This is a genomic window from Enterobacter sp. 61D5 (assembly GCF_034107965.1).
Lineage (GTDB): Bacteria > Pseudomonadota > Gammaproteobacteria > Enterobacterales > Enterobacteriaceae > Enterobacter > Enterobacter cloacae_M.
This window is the reverse complement of the sequence record NZ_JAWNFK010000009.1, coordinates 19,826-46,389: the sequence shown is the minus strand read 5'-3', so window position 1 is coordinate 46,389 and position 26,564 is coordinate 19,826. Positions and strand designations below refer to the sequence as shown.

At 57.8% G+C, this 26,564-nt stretch carries 25 protein-coding genes; 16 read left to right on the top strand and 9 right to left on the bottom strand.

Going from position 1 to position 26,564, the window contains the following annotated elements:
* Positions 1 to 163: 163 nt before the first annotated feature.
* The 4 genes from hemY to hemC are packed head-to-tail and all read right to left on the bottom strand — an operon-like array spanning position 164 to position 4,261.
* Positions 164 to 1,363, bottom strand: coding sequence for a protoheme IX biogenesis protein HemY (gene hemY / locus UTM25_RS11455; RefSeq protein WP_194401861.1), 1,200 nt, complete (start codon positions 1,361 to 1,363; stop codon positions 164 to 166).
* A gap of 2 nt (positions 1,364 to 1,365) precedes the next feature.
* Positions 1,366 to 2,562: a uroporphyrinogen-III C-methyltransferase gene (gene hemX / locus UTM25_RS11450; RefSeq protein WP_194401847.1), complete on the bottom strand. Its 1,197-nt coding sequence runs from the start codon at positions 2,560 to 2,562 to the stop codon at positions 1,366 to 1,368.
* A gap of 20 nt (positions 2,563 to 2,582) precedes the next feature.
* Complete coding sequence (hemD, locus tag UTM25_RS11445) at positions 2,583 to 3,323, bottom strand: uroporphyrinogen-III synthase (RefSeq protein WP_194401846.1); 741 nt, start codon at positions 3,321 to 3,323, stop codon at positions 2,583 to 2,585.
* Positions 3,320 to 4,261, bottom strand: coding sequence for a hydroxymethylbilane synthase (gene hemC / locus UTM25_RS11440; protein WP_033146903.1), 942 nt, complete (start codon positions 4,259 to 4,261; stop codon positions 3,320 to 3,322). Before hemC ends, hemD begins: the two co-directional genes overlap by 4 nt.
* A 350-nt stretch (positions 4,262 to 4,611) precedes the next feature.
* Here hemC and cyaA point away from each other — a divergent pair, with 350 nt between their 5' ends.
* Positions 4,612 to 7,155 (top strand): class I adenylate cyclase, encoded by a 2,544-nt coding sequence (gene cyaA, locus UTM25_RS11435; protein WP_023309629.1) that lies wholly within the window; start codon positions 4,612 to 4,614, stop codon positions 7,153 to 7,155.
* Between the two features lie 95 nt (positions 7,156 to 7,250).
* Here cyaA and cyaY read toward each other — a convergent pair whose 3' ends face one another.
* Positions 7,251 to 7,571 (bottom strand): iron donor protein CyaY, encoded by a 321-nt coding sequence (gene cyaY, locus UTM25_RS11430; RefSeq protein ID WP_023333807.1) that lies wholly within the window; start codon positions 7,569 to 7,571, stop codon positions 7,251 to 7,253.
* Positions 7,572 to 7,706: 135 nt separating this feature from the next.
* Here cyaY and lptM point away from each other — a divergent pair, with 135 nt between their 5' ends.
* From lptM to corA, 8 genes are all read left to right on the top strand, one after another.
* Positions 7,707 to 7,910 (top strand): LPS translocon maturation chaperone LptM, encoded by a 204-nt coding sequence (gene lptM, locus UTM25_RS11425; RefSeq protein ID WP_045403858.1) that lies wholly within the window; start codon positions 7,707 to 7,709, stop codon positions 7,908 to 7,910.
* Positions 7,911 to 7,945: 35 nt separating this feature from the next.
* On the top strand, positions 7,946 to 8,770 hold the full coding sequence (gene dapF, locus UTM25_RS11420; RefSeq protein WP_008501545.1) for a diaminopimelate epimerase: 825 nt from the start codon (positions 7,946 to 7,948) through the stop codon (positions 8,768 to 8,770).
* Positions 8,767 to 9,474 (top strand): DUF484 domain-containing protein, encoded by a 708-nt coding sequence (locus UTM25_RS11415; protein ID WP_109846483.1) that lies wholly within the window; start codon positions 8,767 to 8,769, stop codon positions 9,472 to 9,474. The genes dapF and UTM25_RS11415 overlap by 4 nt, the downstream gene beginning before the upstream one ends.
* The gene (xerC, locus tag UTM25_RS11410; RefSeq protein ID WP_023309625.1) at positions 9,471 to 10,373 is read left to right on the top strand and encodes a tyrosine recombinase XerC; all 903 of its coding nucleotides are present in this window, start codon (positions 9,471 to 9,473) and stop codon (positions 10,371 to 10,373) included. Before UTM25_RS11415 ends, xerC begins: the two co-directional genes overlap by 4 nt.
* Positions 10,373 to 11,089 (top strand): 5-amino-6-(5-phospho-D-ribitylamino)uracil phosphatase YigB, encoded by a 717-nt coding sequence (yigB, locus tag UTM25_RS11405; protein ID WP_194401845.1) that lies wholly within the window; start codon positions 10,373 to 10,375, stop codon positions 11,087 to 11,089. The genes xerC and yigB overlap by 1 nt, the downstream gene beginning before the upstream one ends.
* A 107-nt stretch (positions 11,090 to 11,196) precedes the next feature.
* The gene (uvrD, locus tag UTM25_RS11400) at positions 11,197 to 13,359 is read left to right on the top strand and encodes a DNA helicase II (protein WP_033146899.1); all 2,163 of its coding nucleotides are present in this window, start codon (positions 11,197 to 11,199) and stop codon (positions 13,357 to 13,359) included.
* A 149-nt stretch (positions 13,360 to 13,508) separates the two neighbouring features.
* The gene (gene ysgD / locus UTM25_RS11395) at positions 13,509 to 13,565 is read left to right on the top strand and encodes a YsgD/CorL family protein (protein WP_212743980.1); all 57 of its coding nucleotides are present in this window, start codon (positions 13,509 to 13,511) and stop codon (positions 13,563 to 13,565) included.
* Positions 13,566 to 13,716: 151 nt separating this feature from the next.
* Entirely contained in the window at positions 13,717 to 14,667 is a 951-nt protein-coding gene (corA, locus tag UTM25_RS11390) for a magnesium/cobalt transporter CorA (RefSeq protein ID WP_008501540.1), read from the top strand.
* A gap of 52 nt (positions 14,668 to 14,719) precedes the next feature.
* Here the strand turns inward: corA and rarD are convergent, their stop codons facing one another.
* The gene (gene rarD / locus UTM25_RS11385) at positions 14,720 to 15,616 is read right to left on the bottom strand and encodes an EamA family transporter RarD (RefSeq protein WP_194401844.1); all 897 of its coding nucleotides are present in this window, start codon (positions 15,614 to 15,616) and stop codon (positions 14,720 to 14,722) included.
* A 51-nt stretch (positions 15,617 to 15,667) separates the two neighbouring features.
* On the bottom strand, positions 15,668 to 16,135 hold the full coding sequence (yigI, locus tag UTM25_RS11380; RefSeq protein WP_008501538.1) for an acyl-CoA thioesterase YigI: 468 nt from the start codon (positions 16,133 to 16,135) through the stop codon (positions 15,668 to 15,670).
* 163 nt (positions 16,136 to 16,298) lie between these two features.
* On the opposite strand from yigI, the gene pldA reads away from it, so the two are divergent.
* The 3 genes from pldA (at position 16,299) to rhtC (ending at position 19,770) form a co-directional block, all read left to right on the top strand.
* The gene (gene pldA, locus UTM25_RS11375; RefSeq protein ID WP_023333803.1) at positions 16,299 to 17,168 is read left to right on the top strand and encodes a phospholipase A; all 870 of its coding nucleotides are present in this window, start codon (positions 16,299 to 16,301) and stop codon (positions 17,166 to 17,168) included.
* 90 nt (positions 17,169 to 17,258) lie between these two features.
* Positions 17,259 to 19,088, top strand: a complete 1,830-nt coding sequence (gene recQ / locus UTM25_RS11370; RefSeq protein WP_029741834.1) for an ATP-dependent DNA helicase RecQ — start codon at positions 17,259 to 17,261, stop codon at positions 19,086 to 19,088.
* Between the two features lie 61 nt (positions 19,089 to 19,149).
* Entirely contained in the window at positions 19,150 to 19,770 is a 621-nt protein-coding gene (gene rhtC / locus UTM25_RS11365; protein WP_010426287.1) for a threonine export protein RhtC, read from the top strand.
* Here the strand turns inward: rhtC and rhtB are convergent.
* A complete protein-coding gene (rhtB, locus tag UTM25_RS11360) occupies positions 19,767 to 20,387 on the bottom strand; it encodes a homoserine/homoserine lactone efflux protein (RefSeq protein ID WP_008501533.1) in 621 nt (206 codons plus the stop codon). The genes rhtC and rhtB overlap by 4 nt on opposite strands.
* Positions 20,388 to 20,497: 110 nt before the next feature.
* On the opposite strand from rhtB, the gene pldB reads away from it, so the two are divergent.
* From pldB to UTM25_RS11345, 3 genes are all read left to right on the top strand, one after another.
* On the top strand, positions 20,498 to 21,490 hold the full coding sequence (pldB, locus tag UTM25_RS11355; RefSeq protein WP_194401843.1) for a lysophospholipase L2: 993 nt from the start codon (positions 20,498 to 20,500) through the stop codon (positions 21,488 to 21,490).
* 31 nt (positions 21,491 to 21,521) lie between these two features.
* Positions 21,522 to 22,322: a sugar/pyridoxal phosphate phosphatase YigL gene (gene yigL / locus UTM25_RS11350; RefSeq protein ID WP_194401842.1), complete on the top strand. Its 801-nt coding sequence runs from the start codon at positions 21,522 to 21,524 to the stop codon at positions 22,320 to 22,322.
* Positions 22,323 to 22,404: 82 nt separating this feature from the next.
* Positions 22,405 to 23,304 carry a carboxylate/amino acid/amine transporter gene (locus tag UTM25_RS11345; protein WP_194401841.1) on the top strand — a complete coding sequence of 300 codons (900 nt, stop codon included), beginning with the start codon at positions 22,405 to 22,407 and terminating at the stop codon, positions 23,302 to 23,304.
* Here UTM25_RS11345 and metR read toward each other — a convergent pair.
* Positions 23,192 to 24,145, bottom strand: coding sequence for an HTH-type transcriptional regulator MetR (gene metR / locus UTM25_RS11340; RefSeq protein WP_194401840.1), 954 nt, complete (start codon positions 24,143 to 24,145; stop codon positions 23,192 to 23,194). The genes UTM25_RS11345 and metR overlap by 113 nt on opposite strands.
* A 116-nt stretch (positions 24,146 to 24,261) precedes the next feature.
* On the opposite strand from metR, the gene metE reads away from it, so the two are divergent.
* Positions 24,262 to 26,523 carry a 5-methyltetrahydropteroyltriglutamate--homocysteine S-methyltransferase gene (gene metE, locus UTM25_RS11335; protein WP_194401839.1) on the top strand — a complete coding sequence of 754 codons (2,262 nt, stop codon included), beginning with the start codon at positions 24,262 to 24,264 and terminating at the stop codon, positions 26,521 to 26,523.
* Positions 26,524 to 26,564 lie beyond the last annotated feature (41 nt).

Below are 26,564 nucleotides of genomic sequence, written 5' to 3'. Positions count from 1 at the left end.
CTTTCAAAAACGATTTAGTCCACGCTGCAAAATGTGCGCGTGTGTGAAAAAAGGTTAATGAAAAGACATCGTTACATTGGCGGATTCGTTTGCGGATGTGGGTGCAAAGAATGTAGCAGGAGAAAGGCAATAAAAAAAGGAGACCCTCTGGCCTCCTTTTTATTTACTGCTGCGTACCGTTATTTTGCAGCGTTAACAGCAACCCATCACGACGCATGGCGGCTGCCTCTTCCGGCTTGTGCTGCTTGTCCAGCGTATCGGCAAGCCACGCGTAGTCAAACGCGTCCGGACGCTGTTTCAGCGCCGCGCGGAAGGCGAGGCTCGCCTCCTGCCATTCTCCGTGCTTCATCAGCGACTGACCGAGCGTGCTCCACAGCAGCGGGCGGTCACCGACGGTTTTAATCTGCTGTCGCAGCACTTTTTCGATTTGCTCAGGATTATTGGTTTTCAGGCGCGGGATCACCGTCACCAGACGATCGTCATACTGGCGCTTCAGGCCGTCGAGGAGGATCTCCTGAGCCGTGTCATGATCGTCACATTCAATCAGATGTTCCGCCATGGCGACCTGCAGGGGAACCTGCTGACGCGTTTTACGGCTCTGATTCTTCCACCACGTTTTCAGACCGTCGCTGCCCAGGTCGGCGCGCGCCTGATCCATCAGGCCAATCCATGCCAGACGCTGAAGCTCATCACGATGTTCATCGTCGCCCACCTCGGCCTTCGCCATCGACGGAATGATGTCCAGCAGCGAGCCCCAGGCGCCGGTACGAATATACGCCTGCTCGGCAAGACGCAGCACTTCCGGATGACGTGGCGCAACTTCCAGCAGGCGATCGATACCGTGACGCGCCGCGTGATTTTCATTGCGCGCCAGCTGCAGGCGAACGCGCGTGATTTCTACCGGAATCGGGTCGCCGTGAGCCAGCTCTGCCGCCCGCTCCAGATGCTGATTGGCGCGGGCTTCGTCACCGCGCTGCTGCGCCGCTTCGGCAGCGAGCAGATAATTCACTACCGGCTGTTCGGCATGGTCGGCGTTTTTCGACATCAGCTTTTCAACCTGCTGATAGTCACCCTCGGCAAGCTTAAGCAGCGCCTGTTCGGTCTGCTTGCGGGCGCGGCGGCGTTTACGACCAACGAACCAGCCGCGCGTGTGGGCACCGGTGCGGAAAATACGGCGCAGGATCCACTCGATCGCAAACAGCACCACCACGCCGAGGATCAGAATGATCGTCAGGCCGGTTACGCTGGTTTCAATGTTGTAGTTATCCGTCTGGATCAGGACGTAACCCTGATGACCCGCAAGCATAGGTCCCAGCACGATCCCGGCGATCAGCAGGATGAAGAGTAAGAGGACTTTTAGCATCATTACTCTCCTTGTGGTGCGCTTTCAGGTGCCTGAACCGGAGCAGGTGCCGCTCCGCCCGACGGCTCTGCCGGTACGCCCGGCTGCGCCAGCAGGTTACGTACGCGCGTCTGCATCAGTTTCTCCAGAATCGGCTGGCTGGCCAGCTTATCCGGCACGTTCATGGTGATATTCTGCTGGCTCAGCTTATCAATGTCTTCGAGGAAGGCGGTGGTCGTCGCATCATCGGTGTTGTAGTAGGCGCGGACCCACGTTGAGACGTTATCCAGCGCCTGTTTGTACGTCTCTTCCTGATGACGCGGCACGGCCTGAGCCGCCACCAGCAGGCGGGAACGAATGTTTTCGCGCAGATAGATATCCTGGTTCGGCGCCAGCAGCGGCACGGCGGTTTCGTCGCGACGGCGGATAGTGATGAAGCTGTCCATAAAGTTCTGCCAGCTTTTCTGCAGGTTTATGCGCCATTCGCTCAGGGAGCTGGAAAGCTCGGTACCGTCGGAATCCATCGGGGAGTCGTCGTCGTTATTATCCGCCAGCTGCAGGTTATCAATCTGATTCGACAGCTGGTTCACCTTGAGGATAATGCCGTCGTAATCCACCTGCGAGACGGCGGAGAGGCTGGCGATGTCCTCGGTGATCGCGCGACGCGCGGTGATAAGGCTCGGGTCGTTCATGTCTGCCAGGCTCGCATCGGCGCTTTTCAGCAGCGCGGCGGCAGTGGTGACGTCCTGATCGCTCCAGAGCTTACGTCCGGCGAGCTTCACCAGGAAGTCAGCCTGCGAGAGCAGCCAGGTTTTGGCATCGGTACCGGAAATCGTGGCGACTTTCTGCTGCACGTCGCCCAGCTGTTTAGCCAGCTCTTCCTGTTTGCTGTTTGCCTCGGCAAGCGCGGCGGCCTGCTGCTTAATCACCGTTTCCAGCTCGGTTTTCTGCGTCTCCTGCGCTTTTTGCAGGGCGGTGAGCTGATTCACCAGCGCATCGCTGGTGGACGTCTGGTTAGCGCCCTGTTGCTTCACCAGACCGTACAGGCCAACCCCTGCTGCCAGCGCAATGGCGATGGCAATCGCGCTCAGCGCGAGGCTCGTTTTGTTGCTGCCGTTTTTCTTCTCAGCGGTTTTCTCTGTCGTCTCTGGCCGTGGCGTCGTTTCCACAGTCTCCCTGGTCTCTTCAACCACGGCGGAGGATTTGTCGTGTTCCGTCATTATGGCTTCCCATTTGAGAGTTATTGTAATGCGCGCAGCAGCGCATCGTTGTCGGCGTTATCAGCGATCCGAATATCCTGCCAGCCCAGTTCCCGGGCCTGGTTCGCCAGACGCTCACTGACGACCAGAAGCCGACAGCGGAGTAACCAGTTTTCGCGATACCAGAGCGGTATCAGCGACCAAAGCTGTTGTAACATTTCACCGCTGGTGACCACCAGCGTATTAATGCCGCGCGCGTGCCAGCGCATCGCCTCTTCCGCGCCATCGTAGTGTTTTGCACAACGCTGATAGCACTCAATGAACGTCACGTCTGCATCACGTTCACGCAGCGTTTCGCCCAACAGTTCGCGGCCACCATTACCGCGTAAAATGAGCGCACGCTTTCCGGCAATGTTTTGTAATTCAGGTAATTGTAGCAAGACTTCACTGATTTCCCGATCTAACGGGTAACGAACGTCCGCGCTGCTTACGGTATGCAGCGCCAGTGCCGTTGTGCGGCCAATCGCGAAATAGCGGGGGGCGGCTGGCCAGGTCAAACCCTGCTGTTGCAGCTGCGCGTGGGCAAATTCCACGGCATGTTGCGACAGCGCAAACAGCAGGTCGCCTTCCTGAAGGGTATTCATCTGGTCGGCGAGCGCGGAGAGCTCCCGACCGGGGGAGAATTCAATGAGCGGAAAACTCCAGGCCACCTGCCCCAGTGTGCGCAGACGGCTCACTAACTGCTCTCCTGCGGGAGAAGGGCGGGTGACAAGAATACTCATGCAGGGGGCTCTCCATTATAAACGTCAGCCAGAATCTCGCGGGCGCCGTTATCCAGCAGCTCTTCCGCCAGCGACACGCCAAGCTGCTCGGCATCTTGCGCTTTACCGCGACGTTCGCCGCGTACCATCTGCGAACCGTCCGGGGCGCCCACCAGCGCTCGCAGCCACAGTTCGCCTTCTGTTAATTCAGCATAGCTGCCAATCGGTACCTGACATCCTCCTTCGAGGCGGGTATTCATCGCACGCTCGGCTTTTACGCGAATAGCGGTCTCGTCATGGTTCAGCGGTGCGAGCAGTTCGCGGGTACGCGCATCGTCCAGACGGCACTCGATGCCGACGGCGCCCTGGCCCACGGCCGGAAGCGACAGCTCTGGGGGCAACGCCACGCGAATGCGGGACTCCAGCCCCAGACGCTTGAGGCCGGCAACGGCGAGGATAATGGCATCGTAATCGCCGTTATCCAGCTTGCCCAGACGCGTGCCGACGTTACCGCGCAGCGAGCGAATGATCAGGTCAGGACGGCGCTCTGCCAGCTGACACTGACGACGTAAACTGGACGTGCCAACTACGCTACCCTCCGGCAGCGCGTCGAGCGAGTCATAGTGGTTAGAGACAAACGCATCACGCGGATCTTCGCGTTCGCAGATGGTCACCAGCCCCAGCCCTTCCGGGAACTCGACGGGCACGTCTTTCATTGAATGTACGGCGATATCGGCGCGGTTCTCAAGCAATGCCAGTTCCAGTTCTTTGACAAACAGGCCTTTGCCGCCCACTTTCGCCAGGGGCGTATCGAGGATCACGTCACCGCGCGTGACCATCGGCACCAGCTCGACGCGCAATCCACTGTGGCAGGCTTCAAGGCGCTGCTTCACATAATGTGCCTGCCAGAGCGCGAGGGGGCTTTGGCGTGTGGCAATTCTCAAAACATTGTCTAACATGCTTGTTACCGTCATTATCAATCGCTAACCATCCTAACATTGTTGACTCTGGGATGGCAGTTTTACGGTTGATGAAGCGTGAGAGGGACAAGGCGGCGTATTCGTCAGCCATAGCCGTATTCAGGAATTTACACGTACAGAACGGTGCTACACTTGTATGTAGCGCATCTTTCTTTACGGTCAACCGGCAAGGTGTTAAATTGATCACGTTTTAGACCATTTTTTCGTCGGTACCACCAAAAATGACAAGGGCGAAAAAGGGTAACGGTTATCTTTTTGAAATACTGCGGGTCCGCTGTTATTCGTGTTTTGAATATCTTGCGACACCCGGAAACATCAGGCGATACGTCTTGTACCTCTATATTGAGACTCTGAAACAGAGACTGGATGCCATTAATCAACTGCGTGTGGATCGCGCGCTTGCTGCCATGGGCCCTGCTTTCCAGCAGGTATACAGTCTGCTGCCGACATTATTGCACTATCACCATCCGCTGATGCCTGGCTACCTTGACGGTAACGTTCCCCAGGGCATTTGCCTTTTCACGCCTGATGAAACCCAACAGCATTACCTCAACGAACTGGAACTCTACCGCGGCATGCCGCCACAGGAGTCTCCAAAAGGTGAACTGCCGATTACCGGCGTTTACTCTATGGGGAGCACCTCATCGGTAGGACAAAGCTGTTCTTCGGACCTGGACATCTGGGTCTGCCATCAGTCCTGGCTCGATAATGACGAGCGTCAGCTGCTGCAACGCAAGTGCAGCCTGCTGGAGAGCTGGGCGGCCTCGCTCGGCGTGGAAGTAAGCTTCTTCCTGATTGATGAAAACCGTTTCCGCCATAACGAAAGCGGCAGTCTGGGTGGTGAGGACTGCGGCTCGACTCAGCACATCTTACTGCTGGATGAATTTTACCGTACTGCTGTGCGTCTGGCCGGGAAGCGTATTCTGTGGAATATGGTCCCTTGCGAAGAAGAAGAGCATTACGATGACTACGTCATGTCGCTTTACGCGCAGGGCGTACTGACGCCAAACGAATGGCTGGACCTCGGCGGTCTGAGTTCTCTGTCAGCCGAAGAGTATTTTGGCGCAAGCCTCTGGCAGCTCTATAAGAGTATCGACTCACCGTACAAAGCGGTGCTGAAAACGCTGCTGCTTGAAGCCTATTCTTGGGAATACCCCACGCCTCGCCTGCTGGCGAAAGATATCAAGCAACGTCTGCACGACGGGGAGATCGTCTCCTTCGGGCTGGACGCCTACTGCATGATGCTGGAGCGCGTGACCGAATACCTGAAAGCCATTGATGACACCACGCGTCTGGATCTGGTGCGTCGATGTTTCTATCTCAAAGTCTGTGAGAAATTGAGCCGCGAGCGCGCCTGCGTGGGCTGGCGTCGTGAAGTGGTCAGTCAGTTAGTGAAAGAGTGGGGATGGGACGAAGCGCGTCTGTCCATGCTCGACAACCGGGCCAACTGGAAAATCGATCAGGTGCGTGAAGCGCACAACGAACTGCTCGATGCGATGATGCAAAGCTATCGTAACCTGATCCGCTTTGCGCGCCGTAACAACCTCAGCGTTTCCGCCAGCCCGCAGGACATCGGGGTATTAACCCGTAAGCTGTATGCCGCGTTTGAAGCGCTGCCGGGTAAAGTCACCCTGGTTAACCCGCAGATTTCGCCAGACCTGTCAGAACCGAATCTGACCTTTATCTACGTGCCGCCGGGCCGCGCAAACCGCACCGGGTGGTATCTGTATAACCGTGCGCCAAGCATGGACTCAATCATCAGCCATCAGCCGCTGGAGTATAACCGCTACCTGAACAAGCTGGTGGCCTGGGCCTGGTTTAACGGCCTGCTGACCTCGCGCACGCGCCTGTTTATCAAAGGCAACGAGGTGGTTGATCTCGCTAAGCTGCAGGAGATGGTCGCGGATGTGTCGCACCACTTCCCGCTGCGTCTGCCTGCCCCAACGCCGAAAGCGCTCTACAGCCCGTGCGAGATTCGCCATCTGGCGATTATCGTCAACCTGGAATACGACCCGACGGCGGCCTTCCGCAATCAGGTAGTTCACTTTGACTTCCGCAAGCTGGACGTCTTCAGCTTTGGTGAGCAGCAAAACTGCCTGGTAGGCAGCGTGGATCTGCTGTACCGCAACTCGTGGAACGAAGTGCGTACCCTGCACTTCAACGGCGAGCAGGCGATGATCGAGGCGCTGAAAACCATTCTCGGCAAGATGCACCAGGATGCCGCACCGCCGGACAGCGTTGAGGTGTTCTGCTACAGCCAGCACCTGCGCGGTTTAATTCGTACCCGCGTGCAGCAGCTGGTTTCTGAGTGTATCGAACTGCGTCTCTCCAGCACCCGTCAGGAAACCGGACGCTTTAAAGCGCTGCGCGTCTCCGGCCAGACCTGGGGCCTGTTCTTCGAACGCCTGAACGTGTCGGTACAGAAGCTGGAAAACGCCATCGAGTTCTACGGCGCGATTTCACACAACAAGCTGCACGGTCTGTCGGTGCAGGTGGAAACCAACCACGTTAAGCTCCCGCAGGTGGTGGACGGCTTTGCCAGCGAAGGGATTATTCAGTTCTTCTTTGAAGAGTCGGGCGATGATGCCGGGTTCAACATCTACATTCTGGATGAAACCAACCGCGCCGAGGTGTATCACCACTGTGAAGGCAGTAAAGAGGAGCTGGTGCGCGACGTCAGCCGCTTCTACTCCTCTTCGCATGACCGTTTCACCTACGGCTCAAGCTTTATCAACTTTAACCTGCCGCAGTTCTACCAGATTGTGAACGTCGACGGTCGTACGCAGGTGATCCCGTTCCGCACCCAGGCCGTAACGCCTGCCGCACCTGCCAATCAGGACACCGCGCCGCTGCTGCAACAGTATTTCTCCTGAGCCTTTTCGCTCGCCCGGTGGCGGCTACGCCTTACCGGGCCTACAACAGCTCGAACCCGTAGGCCGGGTAAGCGCAGCGCCACCCGGCACCAAAACTATCTGAAACTCACAGCCTCACCCGCCTGCGCGGTCGCCGCCTGTTCCAGCAGATCCCAGAACGGTACGCCGCTGCGGTCGCAAACCCATTCCCCGTCCTTCAGATCGAAATGATAGCCGCCCTGTTTCGCGGCCAGCCACACCTGGTGAAGCGGCTCCTGGCGGTTAATAATAATTTTGCTGCCATTTTCGAAGCTCAGGGTCAGAATGCCGCCGTTGATTTCACAATCGATATCGCTGTCGCCATCCCAGTCGTCAAGACGCTCTTCGATGGTCATCCACAGGTTGTCGGCAAGGCGATGGAATTCACTGTCGTTCATGGTTTTGTTCCTGTTTTTCGTGATGCCGGCAGTATAACCCTAAATAATTCCCGTTGCAGGAAAGCGGCAAACTCTTGCTTTTGTGTCTTCTCCTGCGATGATAGAAACAGATTTGAACTTACGGGCAACTTTATAATGAAAAACGCTTTCCGAACGCTTGCCGTTCTCATCACGCTGTTTAGCCTGACTGGCTGCGGACTGAAGGGACCACTGTACTTCCCACCGGCGGATAAAACCGCGCCGCCGCCGACGAAACCCGCGCAAAGCGGCATTGAGTCTACCACGCCAAATACTAACGATCGTGGCGACAACGGTGGCCCGACTCAGGTTAATCTCTGACGACAACGTTCTGTACCCGCGCAATGGAGCAAATGATGCAGTTCTCTAAAATGCATGGCCTTGGCAACGATTTTATGGTCGTCGACGCGGTAACGCAGAATGTGTTTTTCTCCCCGGAACTGATCCGTCGCCTGGCGGATCGGCATCTGGGCGTGGGGTTCGATCAGCTGCTGGTGGTCGAGCCACCGTACGATCCCGACCTCGATTTCCACTACCGTATTTTTAACGCGGACGGCAGCGAAGTTAACCAGTGCGGCAACGGCGCGCGCTGTTTTGCCCGCTTTGTCCGTCTGAAAGGGCTGACCAACAAGCGTGATATTCGCGTCAGCACGGCCAATGGTCGCATGGTGCTCAGCGTCACCGATGATGAGCTGGTGCGTGTGAACATGGGCGAGCCTAACTTCGAGCCCTCCGTCGTGCCGTTTCGCGCAAACAAAGCGGAAAAGACCTATATTATGCGGGCGGCCGAGCAGACAGTATTGTGCGGCGTCGTCTCAATGGGTAACCCACACTGCGTGATTCAGGTTGATGATGTGGAAACCGCGGCGGTCGAAACGCTCGGCCCGGTGCTGGAAAGCCACGAACGTTTCCCGGAGCGCGCGAACATCGGTTTTATGCAGGTGGTGAAGCGCGAGCACATTCGTCTGCGGGTTTATGAGCGCGGCGCGGGCGAGACTCAGGCCTGCGGAAGCGGAGCCTGTGCGGCAGTGGCCGTGGGCATCTCCCAGGGGTTACTGGCAGAAGAGGTTCGCGTGGAATTACCGGGCGGTCGGCTTGATATCGCCTGGAAAGGACCGGGTCATCCACTGTATATGACTGGCCCGGCGGCACATGTCTATGACGGGTTTATCCATCTATGAAACAACCAGGGGAAGAACTGCAGGAAACAGTGACGGAGCTGGACGACAGAGCTGTTGTTGATTATCTGCTGCGCAATCCTGAGTTTTTTATTCGCAATGCACGCGTCGTCGAAGAGATGCGCGTGCCGCATCCGGTTCGCGGGACCGTGTCGCTGGTCGAATGGCACATGGCGCGCTCGCGCAACCACATCAATCAGCTTGAAGAGAATATGACGCTGCTGATGGAGCAGGCCAGCAACAACGAAAGCCTGTTCTATCGTCTGCTGCATCTGCAGGCGCGTCTGGCGTCGGCGCACAGTCTTGACGAGTTCCTCAGCCGCTTCCACCGCTGGGCTCGCGAGCTGGGGCTGGCGGGCGCAACGATTCGGCTTTTCCCTGACCGCTGGCGCATTGGTGCACCGTCGGGGTTCACCCATCTGGCTCTCAGCCGTCAGGCGTTTGAACCGCTGCGCATTCAGCGTCTGGGCCATGAGCACCACTATCTGGGGCCGCTGAACGGGCCTGAGCTGCTGGTGGTGTTACCGGAAGCCAAAGCGATTGGCTCGGTGGCGATGTCGCTGATGGGGCGCGATGGCGATCTGGGTGTCATGTTATTTACCAGCCGCGATGCGCATCACTATGAGCAGGGGCAAGCGACGCACCTGCTGCAGGAGATCGCCCTGATGCTGCCCGAGCTGCTGGAGCGCTGGATTGAGCGCGTATGACGGACGGACTGCTCGCCACTGACGTCTCGCGCTTTCTGCGCTATCTGGGCGTGGAGCGTCAGCTTAGCCCCATTACCCTGCTCAACTACCAGCGTCAGCTTGATGCCATCATGCAGATCGCCGACGAAATCGGCCTGAAAAGCTGGCAACAATGTGACGCTGCGACGGTACGCGGGTTCGTCGTGCGTAGCCGTAAAAAAAATCTCAGCCCGGCAAGCCTGGCGCTCAGGCTCTCAGCGCTGCGCAGTTTCTTCGACTGGCTGGTCAGCCAGGGGGGCTTAAAAGCCAACCCGGCAAAGGGGATCGCCACGCCGAAAGCGCCGCGCCATCTGCCTAAAAATATCGACGTTGACGACGTAAACCGCCTGCTGGATATCGACCTTAACGATCCGCTCGCCGTGCGCGACCGCGCGATGCTGGAGGTGATGTACGGTGCCGGGCTACGTCTGTCCGAGCTGGTTAATCTTGATATCAAACACCTCGATCTTGAGTCCGGTGAAGTGTGGGTGATGGGCAAGGGCAGCAAAGAGCGCCGCCTGCCGATTGGCCGCAATGCGGTTTCCTGGATTGAGCACTGGCTTGACCTGCGCGGGCTGTTTGGCAGCGAAGAGGATGCGCTGTTCCTGTCGAAGCTTGGCAAACGGATCTCGGCGCGTAACGTCCAGAAGCGCTTTGCGGAGTGGGGCATTAAGCAGGGGCTGAACAGCCACGTTCATCCGCACAAGCTGCGCCACTCCTTTGCGACACACATGCTTGAGTCGAGCGGCGATCTGCGCGGCGTGCAGGAACTGCTTGGCCACGCGAATCTGTCGACCACTCAAATCTATACCCACTTAGACTTCCAACACCTTGCCTCGGTGTATGACGCGGCGCATCCACGCGCCAAACGGGGGAAATAATGCGTTTTTACCGCCCACTCGGTCAGATCTCAGCCCTGACGTTTGACCTTGATGACACCCTTTATGACAACCGCGAGGTGATCCTGCGTACCGAGCAGGAGTCGCTGGCGTTTGTGCAGAACTACCATCCCGCGCTGAAAGCGATACAGAACAAGGACTTTCAGAAGCTCCGTCAGTCCCTGCGGGAAACAGAGCCGGACATTTACCACGACGTGACCGAATGGCGTCGTCGTGCGGTCGAGCAGGCGATGCTCAATGCCGGCCTGAGCGCGCAGGATGCGGCCATCGGTGCCGAAGCGGCCATGGAAAACTTTGCCAAATGGCGCAGCCGTATCGACGTGCCGCAGGAGACCCACGACACGCTGGCGAAGCTTGCCGAGAAGTGGCCGCTGGTGGCCATCACCAACGGCAATGCCCAGCCCGAGCTGTTTGGCCTCAGCGATTACTTTGAATTTGTGCTGCGCGCGGGCCCGCACGGGCGCGCGAAGCCGTTTAATGATATGTACCATCTGGCGGCGGATAAGCTTAACCTGCCGCTGGGTAGCATTCTGCACGTGGGGGATGACCTGACCACGGACGTGGCCGGTGCTATTCGCTGCGGGATGCAGGCCTGCTGGATCAAGCCTGAAAATGCGGAGCTGATGACCGCAACCGACAGCCGTCTTCTGCCGCACGTGGAAATTTCACGGTTGGCATCCCTCACGACGCTGATATAATCACCAGTAATATTGTATAAATTACCAGGGGTTTGCAGTTGTAGGCCCGGTAAGCGAAGCGCCCCCGGGCGCTTCGCTGTGTTCCTGAATACTATGTGACGGTGCCAATGGACGTTTCTTACCTGCTCGACAGCCTTAATGACAAACAGCGTGACGCGGTTGCCGCCTCGCGCACCAACATGCTGGTGCTGGCTGGGGCGGGCAGTGGTAAGACGCGCGTGCTGGTTCACCGTATCGCCTGGCTGCAGAGCGTGGAGAACTGCTCCCCGTACTCCATCATGGCGGTGACGTTCACCAACAAGGCGGCGGCAGAGATGCGCCACCGTATCGCCCAACTGATGGGCACCAGCCAGGGCGGCATGTGGGTTGGCACCTTCCACGGCCTGGCGCACCGCCTGCTGCGCGCGCACCATATGGACGCCAACCTGCCGCAGGATTTCCAGATCCTCGACAGCGAAGACCAGCTCCGCTTGCTGAAGCGCCTGATCAAGGCGATGAACCTCGACGAGAAGCAGTGGCCGCCGCGTCAGGCGATGTGGTACATCAACGGCCAGAAGGACGAGGGGCTGCGCCCGCACCACATTCAGAGCTTCGGCAACCCGGTCGAGCAGACCTGGCAGAACGTCTACAAGGCCTATCAGGAAGCGTGCGATCGCGCCGGTCTGGTGGATTTTGCCGAGCTGCTGCTGCGCGCCCACGAGCTGTGGCTCAACAAGCCGCACATCCTGCAGCACTACCGTGAACGCTTCACCAATATCCTGGTGGACGAGTTCCAGGATACCAACAACATTCAGTACGCGTGGATCCGCCTGCTGGCCGGTGATACCGGCAAGGTGATGATCGTGGGCGATGATGACCAGTCGATCTACGGCTGGCGCGGGGCGCAGGTAGAAAATATCCAGCGCTTCCTCAACGATTTCCCCGGCGCGGAAACCATCCGTCTGGAGCAGAACTACCGTTCAACCAGCAACATCCTGAGCGCGGCCAACGCCCTGATTGAAAACAACAACGGGCGTCTGGGTAAAAAGCTGTGGACCGACGGCGTCGACGGCGAACCGATTTCGATTTACTGCGCCTTCAACGAGCTCGACGAAGCCCGCTTCGTGGTGAACCGCATCAAAACCTGGCAAGACAACGGCGGCGCGCTGGAGCAGTGCGCCATTCTCTACCGCAGCAACGCCCAGTCGCGCGTGCTGGAAGAGGCGCTGCTGCAGGTGAGCATGCCGTACCGCATTTATGGCGGCATGCGATTCTTCGAACGTCAGGAAATCAAAGATGCGCTGTCGTATCTGCGCCTCATTGCGAACCGTAACGACGACGCGGCGTTTGAACGCGTGGTCAACACGCCGACCCGCGGGATTGGCGACCGCACGCTGGACGTGGTGCGTCAGGCCTCGCGCGATCGCCAGCTGACGCTGTGGCAGGCGTGCCGCGAGCTGCTGCAGGAAAAAGCCCTCGCCGGGCGTGCCGCCAGCGCATTACAGCGCTTCCTCGAGCTGATTGACGCCCTGGCGCAGGAAACTGCCGACATGCCGCTGCACGTGCAGACCGACCGGGTGATTAAAGACTCCGGCCTGAGAACCATGTACGAGCAGGAGAAAGGCGAGAAGGGCCAGACCCGTATTGAGAACTTAGAGGAACTGGTCACGGCAACGCGCCAGTTCAGCTACAACGAAGAAGACGAAGACCTGATGCCGCTGCAGGCGTTCCTGTCCCACGCTGCGCTGGAAGCGGGAGAAGGGCAGGCGGACACCTGGCAGGATGCGGTTCAGCTGATGACCCTGCACTCCGCCAAAGGCCTGGAGTTCCCGCAGGTGTTTATCGTCGGGATGGAGGAGGGGATGTTCCCGAGCCAGATGTCGCTGGATGAAGGCGGACGTCTGGAAGAGGAACGTCGTCTGGCCTACGTGGGCGTGACGCGCGCGATGCAAAAGCTGACGCTAACCTACGCCGAAACCCGACGTCTGTACGGTAAAGAGGTCTATCACCGTCCGTCGCGCTTTATCGGCGAACTGCCGGAGGAGTGCGTGGAAGAGGTGCGTCTGCGGGCGAGCATCAGCCGTCCGGTCAGCCATCAGCGCATGGGCTCGCCGATTGCGGAAACCGATACCGGCTACAAGCTGGGCCAGCGCGTGCGCCATTCGAAGTTTGGCGAAGGCACCATTGTGAATCTGGAAGGCAGCGGCGAACACAGCCGTCTGCAGGTGGCGTTCCAGGGGCAGGGGATCAAATGGCTGGTGGCGGCCTATGCGAAGCTGGAAACAGTCTAACATTCAGAAAAATATCATTATTTTGTAATAATCTGCTAGCCTCATACATTGAAGGTCAATTAATGCCCTTCAGCGTTCCGTTGCGTGTTGACGCCACAGTTATAGCTGGCGTAACATGCGCGCACGATTACGCTAAGAGGACATTCGCCTTGGACACACCCAGTAGATACTGGCTCAATTCCCTGTCATCCAGGAACAACTCCTAAGGCTATCTCCTCTTGCTGATGGCCTTAGTGGTTGTCAGCGACCTGCATTATTCCCGTCGCGCTGAGTCAGGCTGTTTAATGGTCTGAAACCCAATTTGTTTCTGTGTGCCCACCGAACTGTCCGATATTTTTTGCATTGGGAGTCCCGGTCATGTTGAGCGCATTTCAACTCGAAAATAACCGACTGACTCGGCTTGAAGCCGAAGAGTCACAGCCCCTCATTGATGCTGTATGGGTGGATCTGGTCGAGCCGGACGACGATGAGCGCCTTCGCGTACAATCTGAGCTGGGGCAAAGCCTGGCAACCCGCCCGGAACTGGAAGACATCGAAGCATCCGCGCGTTTTTTTGAAGACGAAGACGGCCTGCACATTCACTCCTTCTTCTTCTTTGAAGATGCGGAAGACCACGCGGGTAACTCCACCGTGGCGTTTACCATTCGCGACGGCCGTCTGTTTACCCTGCGCGAGCGTGAGCTGCCGGCATTCCGCCTTTACCGTATGCGCGCCCGCAGCCAGGCAATGGTGGACGGTAACGCTTACGAGCTGCTGCTCGATCTGTTCGAGACCAAAATTGAACAGCTGGCGGACGAAATTGAAAACATCTATAGCGATCTGGAAAAGCTTAGCCGCGTGATCATGGAAGGCCATCAGGGCGATGAATACGACGAAGCGCTCTCCACGCTGGCGGAGCTGGAAGATATCGGCTGGAAGGTGCGCTTGTGTCTGATGGATACCCAGCGCGCGCTGAACTTCCTGGTGCGCAAGGCGCGTCTGCCGGGCGGTCAGCTGGAGCAGGCGCGTGAGATCTTACGAGATATCGAATCCCTGCTGCCGCACAACGAATCCCTGTTCCAGAAGGTCAACTTCCTGATGCAGGCGGCGATGGGCTTTATCAACATCGAGCAGAACCGCATCATCAAGATCTTCTCGGTGGTGTCCGTAGTGTTCCTGCCGCCGACGCTGGTGGCATCCAGCTACGGGATGAACTTTGAGTTTATGCCGGAGCTGAAGTGGAGCTTTGGCTACCCGGGGGCGATTATCTTTATGATCCTCGCCGGGCTGGCGCCGTACTTGTACTTTAAGCGTCGTAACTGGCTGTAAGAGCAAGGCGAATTCCCTCTCCCTGTGGGAGAGGGTTAGGATGAGGGCAACATCACAAACCTTTGCGCACCCTGCGTTGGGTATAAATTGCGTCGGCGACGAAAATCGCCAGCGCCACCCAGATAAAGGCGAACGTCACCATTTTATCCGCCCCCGGCACCTCACCGTAAAACACCACCGCCAGCAGGAACATCAGCGTCGGACCAATGTACTGGAAGAAGCCCAGCGTGGAGAGACGCAGACGCGTCGCTGCACCGGTGAAGCACAGCAGAGGAATAGTGGTCACCACGCCCGCCGCCATCAGCATCAGATTCAGCGACCACGGGTTGCTGCCCATATGGCTGGTGGCGCTGTCGGCGATGCCGAAGAGATAAATCGCCGCCACGGGCAGCAGCCACAGAGTTTCAAACAGCATCCCCGTCTGTGCTTCCACCGCAATTTTCTTACGCACCAGGCCGTAGAACGCAAAGCTGAACGCCAGGCCGAGGGCAATAATCGGCAGCGAGCCGAAGGTCCAGAGCTGCACCAGTACGCCGCAGAAGGCCAGAATCACCGCCACCCACTGCATCCGGCGGAAGCGCTCACCTAGGAAAATCATCCCCAGCACGATATTCACCAGCGGGTTAATGAAGTACCCCAGGCTCGCTTCGAGCATGTGATGGTTATTCACCGCCCAGATAAACAGCAGCCAGTTGCCGCCAATCAGCACCGCTGAGAGCGCCAGCAGGAAGATCTTTTTAGGGGTTTTAAACAGCGTTTTGACGCCCGACCACTGACGGCTGAGGCTCATCAGCGCAATCATAAAGAAGAATGACCAGATAACGCGGTGAGTCAGGATCTCATCGGCCGGAACGTAGGCGATAAGTTTGAAATACGCCGGGGCGATACCCCAAATAAAATAAGCGGCAAGGGCGAGTAAAACGCCCTGCCGCGTCTGTTTAGCATCCATCGGGAAAATCCGTTACAAAAAAGTGAATTAATTTTACCCGATTTTGCCGCCTCAACCCACCATATAAGTGGCGGTTGCGCTGGCGATATACACCTGTTCTTCGTTGTGTAATTCAACGCGCGCCACGGCAACTTTATTTCCCGCGCGCAGCAGGCTGCTGGTACAGGTAAAGCGATTTCCGCGCCCCGGGCGAAGATAGTCGACGCGCAAATCAATGGTGCCCATGCGCGCCAGACGCTGGCGGAGTTCGTCTTCGTTGATGGTGTCATGGCGGGTCAGCGTGCTGCCCACGCAGACCAGACCTGCCGCCACGTCCAGCGCGGAGGCAATCACGCCGCCGTGCAAAATGCTTTGCGCCCAGTTACCTACCATCATCGGCTGGTTGTTGAAGCTCAGCTGGGCAAAGTCTTTCTCGTAACGCTCCAGCTCCAGTCCCAGCGCGCGGTTAAACGGCATATGGTAAACAAAAATCTCGCCCACGAGTTTTAACACTTCTTCGGCGGTAAGCATGGCTGACATGAGGCATCACATCCTTATTGTTAACGAAATGTTGATTTTATGCCTCGGCAACAAGGAATTCCACTTTCAGAAACGAGGATGCAGCAGTTGTCGCAGAAGTCTGTAGAATGTTCGCCACATAACTATTCAGCTAATTTTACTCTTTTGCAGGAGAACACCACCGATGCGGACGTATCTGGCCTGGTTACTGGCGGCGGTTGCGCTGCCCCTCACAGCATATGCGCAGGAAGCGACGATCAAAGAGGTGCATGATAAACCTGCCGTTCACGGTAGCATTATCGCGAACCTTCTTCAGGAGCATGACAATCCGTTCACGCTCTATCCGTATGACACCAACTACGTGATTTATACCCAGACCAGCGATCTCAACAAAGAGGCGATAAGCTCCTATAACTGGTCTGATAATGCGCGTAAAGATGAGGTGAAGTTCCAGCTCAGCCTCGCGTTCCCGTTCTGGCGCGGTATTCTGGGGCCGAACTCGGTGCTCGGGGCGTCTTACACGCAGAAATCCTGGTGGCAGCTCTCTAACAGCGGAGAGTCCTCACCGTTCCGTGAAACCAACTATGAGCCGCAGCTGTTCCTCGGTTTTGCAACGGATTATGAGTTTGCGGGCTGGACGCTGCGTGACGTCGAAGTGGGCTTTAACCACGATTCCAACGGTCGCTCTGACCCGACATCCCGCAGCTGGAACCGCGCCTATACGCGTCTGATGGCGCAGAACGGTAACTGGATGGTGGAAGTGAAGCCGTGGTATGTGGTGGGCGAAACCGATGACAACCCGGATATCACCAAATATATGGGCTACTACCAGCTCAAAGTCGGCTATCAGTTGGGTGATGCCGTGCTCAGCGCCAAAGGCCAGTACAACTGGAACACCGGCTACGGCGGTGCGGAAGTGGGCTTAAGCTATCCAATGACGAAGCATGTCCGCATCTATACTCAGGTGTACAGCGGTTACGGCGAGTCGCTTATCGATTACAACTTCAACCAGACCCGCGTCGGCGTGGGCGTGATGCTGAACGATATTCTCTAGGCTGTTCGAATGTTTTTGCGTTAAACGTTGAAGTTTCTCTCTCAGGCGCTGAAAATAGCGCCTGTTTCATTTCTGGCATATGGGGTTAACGTGGCGCAGGCGGAAGTATTGAATCAGGAGTCGCTGGCTAAACAGGTTTTGCATGAAACCTTTGGCTACCAGCAGTTCCGCCCTGGCCAGGAAACCATCATTGAAACGGTGCTGGAAGGTCGTGATTGCCTGGTGGTGATGCCGACCGGTGGCGGCAAGTCCCTCTGTTATCAGGTGCCCGCGCTGGTGCTTAACGGCCTGACGGTCGTGGTATCCCCCCTTATTTCTCTGATGAAAGACCAGGTTGACCAGCTGCTCGCCAACGGCGTGGCGGCAGCCTGTCTTAACTCCACGCAAACCCGGGAGCAGCAGCAAGAGGTGATGGCCGGGTGTCGTACCGGGCAGATCCGCCTGCTGTATATCGCCCCGGAACGCCTGATGCTGGATAACTTCCTCGATCATCTTGCGCACTGGAACCCGGTCCTGCTGGCGGTGGATGAAGCGCACTGTATCTCCCAGTGGGGACACGATTTCCGCCCGGAATACGCTGCCCTCGGCCAGCTGCGCCAGCGCTTCCCCGAGCTGCCGTTTATGGCGCTTACCGCCACGGCGGATGACACCACGCGGCTGGATATCGTTCGCCTGCTCGGGCTGAACGACCCCTATATTCAGGTCAGCAGCTTCGACCGCCCCAACATCCGCTATATGCTGATGGAAAAGTTCAAGCCGCTGGATCAGCTTCTGCGCTACGTGCAGGAGCAGCGCGGCAAGTCTGGTATCATCTACTGCAACAGTCGTGCGAAGGTGGAAGACACCGCCGCGCGTCTGCAAAACCGCGGCTTTAGCGCCGCCGCGTATCACGCCGGATTAGAGAACCACATCCGCGCCGACGTGCAGGAGAAATTCCAGCGTGATGACCTGCAAATTGTGGTGGCGACGGTGGCGTTCGGGATGGGGATCAACAAGCCAAACGTGCGCTTTGTGGTGCATTTCGACATCCCGCGCAATATCGAATCCTACTATCAGGAAACCGGCCGTGCCGGGCGTGACGGCCTGCCTGCGGAAGCGATGCTGTTTTACGATCCGGCCGATATGGCGTGGCTGCGCCGCTGTCTGGAAGAGAAGCCACAGGGGCAGCTGCAGGATATCGAGCGCCACAAGCTCAACGCGATGGGGGCGTTTGCCGAAGCGCAAACCTGCCGTCGTCTGGTTCTGCTCAACTACTTTGGTGAAGGGCGACAGGAGCCGTGCGGCAACTGCGATATCTGCCTCGATCCGCCAAAGCAGTACGATGGCCTGATGGACGCGCGTAAGGCGCTCTCGACCATTTACCGTGTGAATCAACGCTTCGGGATGGGCTACGTGGTGGAAGTGCTGCGCGGCGCGAATAACCAGCGTATCCGCGATATGGGGCATGACAAGCTGCCGGTCTACGGTATTGGCAAGGAGCAGAGCCACGAGCACTGGGTGAGTATCATTCGCCAGCTCATTCACCTCGGCTTTGCCACGCAGAACATTGCCCAGCATTCCGCCCTGCAGCTGACCGAGGCGGCGCGTCCGGTCCTGCGCGGTGACGTTGAACTCAAGCTCGCCGTGCCGCGCGTCATCGCCCTGAAGCCACGCGTGATGCAGAAATCCTACGGCGGCAACTACGACCGCAAGCTGTTCGCCAAACTGCGCAAGCTGCGTAAAGCCATCGCCGACGAAGAAAACATCCCGCCTTACGTGGTGTTCAACGACGCGACGCTGATTGAGATGGCCGAGCAGATGCCGCTCAGCGCCAGCGAGATGCTCAGCGTCAACGGCGTGGGAACACGCAAGCTGGAGCGCTTCGGTAAAGAGTTTATGGCGCTCATCCGCTCTCACGCCGATGGTGATGATGAAGAGTAGTCAGCCGGGCAAAAAAGTGCCAGGATGATGACTCACTGAATTATTTCCCCGCGAGCGAATTATGTTAATGCTATTTCTCACCGTGGCGTTAGTGCACATCGTTGCGCTGATGAGCCCCGGCCCGGACTTTTTCTTCGTATCACAAACGGCCGTCAGCCGCTCCCGCAAGGAGGCGATGATGGGCGTGCTCGGTATCACCATGGGCGTTATGGTCTGGGCGGCCGTTGCGCTGCTCGGTCTGAACCTTATCCTGGCGAAGATGGCCTGGCTGCATAACATCATTATGGTCGGCGGCGGGCTTTACCTGTGCTGGATGGGCTACCAGATGCTGCGCGGGGCGCTGAAGAAAGAAGAGAAAAAACCGGAAGAGCCAAAAGTGGAGCTGGCAACGGGCGGCCGCAGCTTTGTAAAAGGGCTGCTGACTAATCTGGCGAACCCAAAAGCGATTATCTATTTCGGATCGGTGTTCTCGCTGTTTGTTGGCGATAGCGTCGGTGCGGGCGCACGCTGGGGCATCTTCCTGCTGATCGTCGTTGAAACCTTTGCCTGGTTTACCATCGTAGCCAGCCTGTTCGCCTTACCGGCGATGCGCCGCGGCTACCAGCGTATCGCGAAGTGGATTGACGGCTTCGCCGGCGCACTGTTCGCCGGCTTCGGCATTCATCTCATCATTTCTCGCTAAGCATGACGCGCTGACGCAAGCAGCGCGCCAACCAGCATAAACAGTGAGCCAAAGACTTTATTCAGGGCCTTCATCTGCTTAGGCCCTTTAATCCACGCCGCAATTCGCTGCGCCAGCGTCGCGTAACCAATCATCACGATGATATCGACGATAATGGTGGTCGCGCCCAGCACCACGTACTGCATCACCTGCGGCTGGTGCGGCACGATAAACTGTGGGAACAGCGCGGCAAGGAAAACGATGCTCTTCGGGTTGGTCAGGTTGACGAACACCGCGCGCTTAAACAGATGGCCGCGGTTTTGCGTCTGAGCGAGCGTATTGAGGTTGATGGAGCCTGCCGCGCGCCACTGCTGGATGCCGAGCCAAATGAGATACGCTGCCCCGGCCCATTTCAGCACCTCAAAGGCCAGCACGGAGCGGGAGAACAGGGTTCCCAGACCGATCCCGACCAGCACAATATGAATGCCCAGCCCGGTCTGCAAACCGGCAATCGACGCCGCCGCACCGCGGTAGCCGTGGTTGATGGAGGTAGTCATGGTGTTAATAGCACCCGAACCCGGAGAAAGGCTGAGGATAATGGATGTCAGCAGGTAGGCGAACCACCATTCGAAGGTCATTTGAAACTCCCGAACCGTCTATTTTTATGCCACAATACGCTATTATTGAGTCATTTTGTGACCGGTGACGAAAAAAACGATATTCCCTGGATTACGTGAGTGGAAACCCAATGTTTCAGCAGAAAAAGGACTGGGAAACACGAGAAAACGCTTTTGCTGCTTTCTCTATGGGGCCGCTGACCGATTTCTGGCGGCAGCGTGAGGAAGATGAGTTTACGGGCGTCGGGGGCATCCCGGTGCGTTTCGTTCGTTTCCGAAATGAAAAAAATGACCGGGTGATTGTGGTCTGCCCTGGGCGTATTGAAAGCTACGTTAAATACGCCGAGCTGGCCTATGACCTGGTCCATATGGGGTTCGATGTCCTGATCATCGACCATCGTGGGCAGGGGCTGTCCGGACGTATGCTACCGGACACGCACCGTGGGCACGTCGATCGCTTCAGCGATTACGTCGACGATTTTGCCGCGTTCTGGCAGCAGGACGTACAGCCCGGTCCCTGGCGCAAACGGTATATCCTTGCGCACTCGATGGGCGGCGCCATTTCGACGCTGTTTTTGCAGCGTTACGCGCACCAGTGCGACGCTATTGCGCTCACCGCGCCGATGTACGGTATCGTCATCCGTTTTCCTGACTGGATGGTGCGTCATCTTCTCGACTGGGCTGAGGGCCATCAGCGCATTCGTGAAGGTTACGCCATAGGCACAGGACGCTGGCGCGCGCTGCCGTTCGCCATCAACGTCTTAACCCACAGCCGGCAGCGTTATCGCCGCAACCTGCGCTTTTATGCCGATGAACCGCGCTTGCGCGTCGGCGGCCCGACCTGGCACTGGGTGCGGGAGGGTATTATGGCCGGTGAGCAGGTGCTGGCGGGCGTAGGCAATGATGACACGCCGACGCTTCTGATTCAGGCGGAAGAAGAGCGTGTGGTGGATAACCGCATGCATGACCGCTATTGTGAACTGCGCGCTGCTGCCGGTCACCCTTGTGAAGGGGGTAAACCGCTGGTCATTAACGGCGCGTTCCATGAGATCCTTTTTGAAAAGGACGCTATGCGCTCAGTCGCGCTCAACGCCATTGTTGAATTTTTCAACAGGCATAATTGATTCTTGTTTTCCACCAGAGGTTGAAATCCCTATGTATCAGGTTGTTGCATCTGATTTAGATGGCACGCTGCTTTCCCCCGACCACACCCTGTCGCCTTACGCGAAAGAGACCTTAAAACTCCTGACTGCCCGTGGCGTGAACTTTGTGTTCGCCACCGGCCGCCACCACGTGGACGTGGGGCAGATCCGCGATAATCTTGAGATCAAATCGTACATGATCACCTCCAACGGTGCGCGCGTGCATGATACCGACGGCAACCTGATCTTTACCCACAATCTGGATCGCGATATCGCCGCCGATCTGTTTGGCGTGGTGCATAACAACCCGGCTATCGTCACGAACGTTTACCGCGACGACGACTGGTTTATGAACCGCCACCGCCCGGATGAAATGCGTTTCTTCAAGGAAGCGGTGTTTAACTACTCCCTTTACGAGCCGGGCCTGCTGGAGCCGGAAGGGATCAGCAAGGTGTTCTTCACCTGCGACAGCCACGAAGAGCTGCTCCCGCTGGAACAGGCGATCAACGCTCGCTGGGGCGATCGCGTCAACGTGAGCTTCTCGACCCTGACCTGTCTTGAAGTGATGGCGGGTGGCGTCTCCAAAGGTCACGCGCTGGAAGCGGTAGCGAAACGTCTGGGCTTCGGGCTGAAAGACTGTATCGCCTTCGGTGACGGCATGAACGACGCCGAGATGCTTTCTATGGCAGGCAAGGGTTGCATCATGGAAAACGCGCACCAGCGTCTGAAAGATCTGCACCCTGAGCTGGAAGTGATTGGTTCTAACGCTGACAACGCGGTACCGAAGTATCTGCGCAAACTGTTCCTTGAATAATCTTCATTTGGTTGTTTATTGCTCAGTTGTCAACTGAAGAGTTCGCTACAATGCCTGTCCTTCTTTCTGAGAGACAAGCATTGTGGCGCTACTCATTATCACCACTATCCTGTGGGCCTTCTCCTTTAGCCTGATTGGCGAATACCTTGCCGGTTCGGTCGACAGCTACTTCTCGGTGCTGATGCGCGTGGGGCTGGCGGCGCTGGTTTTCCTGCCGTTTCTACGCACGCGCGGGCAATCGCTGAAAACGATTGTGCTTTATATGCTGGTAGGGGCGATGCAGCTCGGCATCATGTATCTGTTCAGCTTCCGGGCCTACATCTACCTGTCCGTCTCCGAATTCCTGCTCTTTACCGTTCTGACGCCGCTCTATATTACGCTGATTTACGACCTGCTCAGCAGACGCCGTCTGCGCTGGGGATACCTGCTGAGCGCGGCGCTGGCGGTGATCGGCGCGGCGATTATTCGCTATGACAAAGTCAGCGATCACTTCTGGACCGGGCTGATGTTCGTCCAGCTCGCCAACATCAGTTTTGCCATCGGTATGGTGGGCTACAAACGCCTGATGGAAACCCGTCCGATGCCGCAGCATAACGCGTTTGCGTGGTTCTATATGGGCGCCGCGATTGTCGCGGTGGCGGCGTGGTTTATGCTCGGTAACCCGCAAAAACTGCCGACCACCACCGTGCAGTGGGGTGTTCTGGTCTGGCTGGGCGTAGTGGCGTCAGGGTTGGGATACTTCATGTGGAACTACGGCGCTACGCAGGTAGACGCCGGTACGCTGGGGATCATGAACAACGTGCATGTCCCGGCAGGGCTGCTGGTCAACCTCGCTATCTGGCAGCAACAGCCGCACTGGCCGAGCTTCCTTATTGGGGGAGCGGTGATCCTGGCTTCGCTGTGGGTCCATCGCCGATGGGTCGCTCCGCGCTCCGCACAAACGGAAGATGGTCGCACGCGTGGTTCCGCGCTGAGCGAATAAACGCCTCCGTAATCGGCTGACGCTGCTCGCCATCGCGCACGGCGGCGTACAGTCGGCTCCACAGTCCTTCACCCAGGGTTTTGGTCACCACCAGACCCTGGCGTTCAAAACTCTCCACCACCCAGTGCGGCAGCGCCGCGATACCCATTCTGGCCGCCACCATCTGAATCAGCAGCAGCGTGTTATCCACGCTTTTCAGCTGCGGGCTAATGCCCGCAGGCTGCAGGAAGTGGCGCCAGATATCCAGGCGGCTGCGCTGGACCGGATAAATCAGCAGCGTTTCTGTCGCCAGGTCTTCCGGCGTGATGCGCGTTTTGGCGGCTAGCGGGTGGTCCGGCGCCAGCACCAGGCGTACTTCATAATCAAACATCGGCGAATAGTGCAGGCCGCTGCGCGGCAGGATGTCAGAGGTCATGACCAGATCCAGCTCGCCCTGCTGCAGCGACGGCTGCGGGTCGAACGTCACGCCGGATTTGAAGTCCATCTCTACCTGCGGCCACTTCTGGCGGAAGTTCTCAAGCGCGGGGGTCAGCCACTGAATACAGCTGTGGCACTCGATGGCGATACGCAGCCTGGTCTGCTGCGGCTCGTTACACGCCTGCAGCGCGCTGGCGATCTGCGGCAGCACCTGATTCGCCAGCTGAAGAAGAATTTCACCCTGCGGCGTAAAGCGTAGCGGCTGGCTCTTGCGCACAAAAAGACGGAAGCCGAGGCGTTGTTCCAGATCGCTGAACTGGTGAGAAAGGGCGGACTGGGTCTGGTGCAGCGTGGCCGCAGCCGCCGCGAGCGAACCGCAGTTCCGCAACGCTTGTAGCGTTTTCAGGTGTTTAATCTCGATCATGAAAGTCCTTCACTTCGCCATGAACATATTGCGCTTGAGTAATATACAGTACCTGCCAATTATAGAAGTGTAAACATCTGGACGTCTAAATAACGAATTTCTACAAGGGGTATACCATGACAATCCGCAATCACACTCTCGGTTTCCCTCGCGTTGGCCTGCGTCGCGAGCTGAAAAAAGCGCAAGAAAGCTACTGGGCGGGTAACGCCACCCGTGAAGAACTGCTGGCGGTGGGGCGCGAGCTGCGCGCCCGCCACTGGGATCAGCAAAAACAGGCGGGCATTGACCTGCTGCCGGTGGGCGATTTCGCCTGGTACGACCATGTTCTGACGACAAGCCTGCTGCTTGGCAACGTGCCGGCTCGTCATCAGAACAAAGATGGATCGGTAGATATCGATACTCTGTTCCGCATCGGCCGTGGCCGCGCGCCAACGGGGGAGCCAGCGGCAGCGGCGGAAATGACCAAGTGGTTTAACACCAACTATCACTATATGGTGCCGGAGTTTGTCAAAGGCCAGCAGTTCAGGCTGACCTGGACGCAGCTTCTGGACGAAGTGGATGAAGCGCTGGCGCTGGGCCACCAGGTGAAGCCGGTGCTGCTTGGGCCGGTAACGTACCTGTGGCTGGGCAAAGTAAAGGGCGAGCCGTTTGACCGACTCAGCCTGCTGAAGGATATTCTGCCGGTCTATAAACAGGTGCTGATTGAGCTGGGCAAGCGCGGCATTCAGTGGGTGCAAATCGACGAGCCAGCGCTGGTGCTCGAACTGCCCCAGGCCTGGCTTGATGCCTTCAAACCGGCGTATGACACGCTCACTGGTCAGGTAAAACTCCTGCTGACGACCTATTTTGAAGGCGTGACGCCTAACCTGAGCACCATTTCCGCGCTGCCGGTGCAGGGTCTGCACGTTGACTGTGTACACGGTAAAGATGATGTGGCGGAGCTGCACAAGCGCCTGCCCGCAGACTGGCTGCTCTCCGCCGGTCTGATTAACGGTCGTAACGTCTGGCGCGCCGATCTGACGGAGAAATATGCTCAGATTAAGGACATTGTCGGCAAACGTGAGCTGTGGGTGGCCTCTTCCTGTTCCCTGCTGCACAGCCCGATCGATCTTAGAGTGGAGACTCGCCTGGATGCCGAGGTGAAAAGCTGGTTTGCCTTCGCCCTGCAAAAATGTGAAGAGCTGACGCTGCTGCGCGATGCGCTGAACAGCGGCGACACGGCGGCGATTAGCGAATGGAGCGCACCGATCCAGGCGCGTCGTCACTCGGCGCGCGTGCACAACCCGGCGGTGGAAAAACGTCTGGCAGCTATCACCGCTCGGGACAGCCAGCGCCAGAGCCCTTACGAGGTGCGCGCTGAGGCGCAGCGCGCCCGCTTCAACCTGCCCGCGTGGCCGACCACGACCATCGGTTCATTCCCGCAAACCACCGAAATACGTGGCCTGCGTCTGGACTTCAAAAAGGGCAATCTGGATGCGAATCACTACCGCACCGGCATCGCGGAACACATCAAGCAGGCGATTATCGAGCAGGAACGCCTGGGGCTGGACGTGCTGGTGCACGGTGAAGCCGAGCGTAACGACATGGTGGAATACTTCGGTGAGCACCTGGACGGCTTCGTCTTTACCCAGAACGGCTGGGTGCAGAGCTACGGCTCCCGCTGCGTGAAGCCGCCGGTGGTTATTGGTGACGTCAGCCGTCCGGAAGCGATCACCGTGGAGTGGGCGAAATACGCGCAGTCCCTGACCGACAAGCCGGTGAAAGGGATGCTGACCGGTCCGGTGACCATTCTCTGCTGGTCGTTCCCGCGTGAAGACGTGACTCGTGAAACCATCGCCAAACAGATTGCCCTGGCGCTGCGTGATGAGGTGGCGGATCTGGAAGCGGCAGGCATTGGCATTATCCAGATTGACGAGCCCGCTCTGCGCGAAGGCCTGCCGCTGCGCCGCAGCGACTGGGATGCCTATCTGCAGTGGGGCGTGGAGGCGTTCCGCATCAACGCTGCGGTGGCGAAGGATGACACCCAGATCCACACCCACATGTGTTACTGCGAATTTAACGACATCATGGATTCGATTGCCGCGCTGGACGCCGACGTGATCACCATCGAGACCTCGCGTTCAGACATGGAGCTGCTGGAGTCGTTTGAAGAGTTCGACTACCCGAATGAAATCGGGCCGGGCGTGTACGACATTCACTCCCCGAACGTGCCGAGCGTGGAGTGGATTGAAGCCCTGCTGAAAAAAGCGGCCCAGCGCATTCCGGCAGAGCGCCTGTGGGTGAACCCGGACTGCGGACTGAAAACCCGCGGCTGGCCGGAGACGCGCGCGGCGCTGGCGAACATGGTGAAGGCGGCGCAGAACCTGCGTCAGGCTTGATGATGCGTAGGCCCGGTAAGGCATAGCCGCCACCGGGCTTT